This window comes from Pseudonocardia sp. McavD-2-B, assembly GCF_024124365.1.
In the GTDB taxonomy this organism is placed as follows: Bacteria; Actinomycetota; Actinomycetes; order Mycobacteriales; family Pseudonocardiaceae; genus Pseudonocardia; species Pseudonocardia alni.
In genome coordinates this window covers 1-2642 of record NZ_JAMXSG010000446.1, presented here as the reverse complement: position 1 = coordinate 2642, position 2642 = coordinate 1, and the positions used below count along the sequence as shown (strand labels likewise).

General features: G+C 74.3%; 2 protein-coding genes. Both read right to left on the bottom strand.

Going from position 1 to position 2642, the window contains the following annotated elements; all coding sequences use genetic code 11:
• Positions 1–146 precede the first annotated feature (146 nt).
• Positions 147–1217: a sugar phosphate nucleotidyltransferase gene (locus NH602_RS29980; RefSeq protein ID WP_073576351.1), complete on the bottom strand. Its 1071-nt coding sequence runs from the start codon at positions 1215–1217 to the stop codon at positions 147–149.
• 38 nt (positions 1218–1255) lie between these two features.
• A complete protein-coding gene (locus NH602_RS29975; RefSeq protein WP_253069579.1) occupies positions 1256–2134 on the bottom strand; it encodes a glycosyltransferase family 2 protein in 879 nt (292 codons plus the stop codon).
• Positions 2135–2642: the final 508 nt, after the last annotated feature.

Sequence of the window (2642 nt, the reverse complement as noted above, 5' to 3'; positions counted from 1 at the left end):
GATCACGGCGCCGTCGACGGCGGTGCGCCAGGTGGGGTCGCCGCGGCCGCGGCGCAGCGGGGCGAGGACGCCGTACAGGTCGAGCGGGAACGGCGGCCGCCATTCCCGGTCCACCACCACGGCGGCCGTGTCCACGCCCCCGATGGTCACACGTCGGGCGAGAACCGGACCCCGTGGGGCGGCAGCGTGACGTCCGGCCACACCCGCATGTTGTGCCGCAGCTCGCAGTGCGCGCCGATCACGGCCCGGTCGCCGACCACGGTGTCGCGGACGCTCGCGCCCTCCTCGACGACCGCACCGGCCCCGATCACCGAGTTCTCCACGACCGCGCCCGCCTGCACCATCGCGCCGTCGAACAGCATGGAGCCCTCGACCCGGGCGCCGGAGCCGATCCGGGCGCCGCGGCCGACGGTCGTCCCGCCGAAGACGAACGCGTCGGAGGCCACCTCGGCCCCCTCCAGCACCATCGACTCTCCGGTCGGCCCGGGCAGCGCCGCCGAGGGCGCGACCCCGCGGACCAGGTCCGCCGAGCCGTGCACCAGGTCGCCGGGGGTTCCCATGTCGCGCCAGTAGGCGACGTCGACGTGGCCCTGCACGTGCGCCCCGGAGGCGAGCAGGTCGGGGAACGTCTCACGCTCCACCGACACCGGCCTGCCCTCGGGGATGGTGTCGATGACCTCGCGGCGGAAGACGTAGCACCCGGCGTTGATCTGGTCGGTCGGCGGGTCCTCGGTCTTCTCGAGGAACTCCAGCACCCGGCCGGTCGGATCGGTGGGGACGCAGCCGAAGGCCCGCGGGTTCTGCACCCGCACCAGGTGCAGCGTGACGTCGGCACCGGTGCTGCGGTGGGTGTCGGCGACGGCGGTCAGGTCGGTGCCCGCCAGCACGTCGCCGTTGAAGATCATGACGTGCTCGGCGGAGAGCTTGCCGGCCACGTTGCGGATGCCCCCGCCGGTGCCCAGCGGCTCGGTCTCGGTGACGTAGGTGAGGTCCAGCCCCAGCGACGAGCCGTCGCCGAAGTGCTCCTCGAAGGTCTCGGCCAGGTAGCTCGTCCCCAGCACCGCCCGCCGGATGCCCGCCTCGCGGATCCGCGACAGCAGATGCGCCAGGAACGGCACCCCCGCCGTCGGCAGCATCGGCTTGGGCGCCGACAGGGTCAGTGGCCGCAGCCGGGTGCCCTTGCCCCCGACCAGCACGACCGCCTCGACGTCCTGCAACGCAGGTTCCCCCTCAGGTTCTTTCTTCTCGTTCGCGCTCAGCCGGTCCGCCGCAGCAGACCCGAGCGCACGGCCAGGCCGGCGCGCAGGGCCGCACGCAGCGGCGCGTGCACCGGACCGCGGTGGCGGTCGGCCAGGTAGCGGTAGGCGCTGCGGTGGTGCTCGGCGAGCATCCGTGCCGACACCTCCGGCTTGCCCGTGGACGCTCCGCCCACGTGTACGACATCGGCGCCGGGGACGTACACGTTTCGCCATCCGGCGAGACCGAGCCGCATCCCCAGGTCGACGTCCTCGAAGTACATGAAGTAGCGCGGGTCGAAACCGTCGACGGAGTCGAACGCGGTGCGCCGCAGGAGCAGGCACGACCCGGACAGCCAGCCGGCCGCGCGTTCCGTCAGGTCCTCCCGGCTGCGCCGGTAGGCCGCCGTCCAGGGATTGCCCGGCCAGACCGGGGCCAGCACGGCGTGCGCCGCCCCGGCCGTCAGCGACGGCACCTCGCGCGCCGAGGGGTAGACCTCGCCGGACGGCTCGCGGATCAGCGGGCCGAGCGACCCGGCCCGGGGGTGGCGACGGCCGGCGTCGAGCAGGATGTCCAGCGAACCGGCACCCCACTCCAGGTCCGGGTTGGCGACGACGACCCAGCCGTATCGGTCGGGCAGCGAGGCCACGCCGCGGTTGGCGGCGGCACCGTAGCCGACGTTCTCCCCGATCGGCAGGACCGTCACGTGGTCGCGCTCGCGGACCGCGCGCTCGGGGGCGCCGTCGACGGATCCGTTGTCGGCCAGGACGACCGGCACGTCCGTGCGGGTCGTCGCGCCCCGCAGCGAGTCGAGGAAGGTGTCCAGCAGCGCGCCCGGCGAGTAGGTCACCGTGACGACGGCGACCCCGTCGCCGTAGGACCGTGCGTCGTCGGTCACGTGGCCTCCCCGTCCTTTTCGTCCACCCCGCGCATGTCCCGCAACCTAGTCAGCACGGGCACACCCGCGCCCGGCGGCTCCGTCCGGCACCGCCCGTTCGCGCCCGCGAAGATCACACTCCGTCACCGCGACCATGCTCGCGATACCCTCACTCCAACGTTCGGACCGTCCCCGAGCAGCGACGACACGCCGTACCCGTGTGTCACCCTCAAGTCCCGACCCCCTACGACGACCGGGCGAGCAACCCGACACGCAGGCCTGTACGACCCACCGCCGGGGCCCGGATGCTGCACCCTGGTCCCCGACCGGGGTGTCCGGTCCCAGAGACGCACGAGCCGTGCTCGGGTTCACCGGACTCCCCCGTCCGGGTGAGACGCAGCGGCGCGGACGAGACGGACCCCGAGGGGAGCGAGCATGGGCGAGGGCTACCGGGACCGCTCCCGCCCGTCGGCCGCCGAGCGCGCCGCGGCGCGACGGTCCGGCCGCCCCGCCGCCCCCGGCGACCGGT